General features: G+C 32.0%; 1 protein-coding gene and 1 pseudogene. Both read right to left on the bottom strand.

All coding sequences use genetic code 11. The features are described from left to right. A pseudogene (locus tag IDG60_RS27290) lies at nt 1-72 on the bottom strand (hypothetical protein); the annotation flags it as partial. Between the two features lie 142 nt (nt 73-214). Continuing rightward, nucleotides 215-519, bottom strand: a 305-nt coding sequence (locus IDG60_RS27285) for a hypothetical protein (protein WP_206160438.1), incomplete at its 5' end; no start/stop codon positions are given.

Genomic DNA, 519 nt, shown 5'->3' with positions numbered 1-519 from the left:
CTTAGTATCGTAAAGTTTAAGTGCTTCGTTGTAATGTGGATCTTTGACAGATTGAATGGTTTTAAATTCCATAAGAACACCTCCCCAATTTAAATAATATTATAGCATAATCGCCTGCTGTAAAAGACTGTTCATAAACTTTTAAATGGTATAAAAAACTGTACTATCTTAAATTAGACAGTACAGTAATCTCATTTTGAATTCAGTGTGATAACTAAGCTTTGGGACCTTTAGATGCTTCAGCAAAATGTGTAATATCAATCTCTTCATAAGCTGAATTATTTTCATGCACTTCTTGATGTGATGATTTGTCACGAACCGCTACAACTAACATTTTATCGTCTAAAATAAGTTGTTTATATTTTTCTAATTCATCAGGCGCTAAGTTGTAACGTGATAAAACTGCATGTTCACCATCTTCTCCTGTTAACAGTTTAGTCATTCTATCACTAAATGTTCCACTTGTTGAGATAAGGGAGATTTCAGAGTCGTGTAAGTCATTTAGGTGTAATTTACTTT

The organism is Staphylococcus sp. EG-SA-2 (assembly GCF_017152085.1).
Note: the sequence above shows the minus strand (reverse complement) of the source record. Positions and strands in the feature narration are given on the sequence as shown.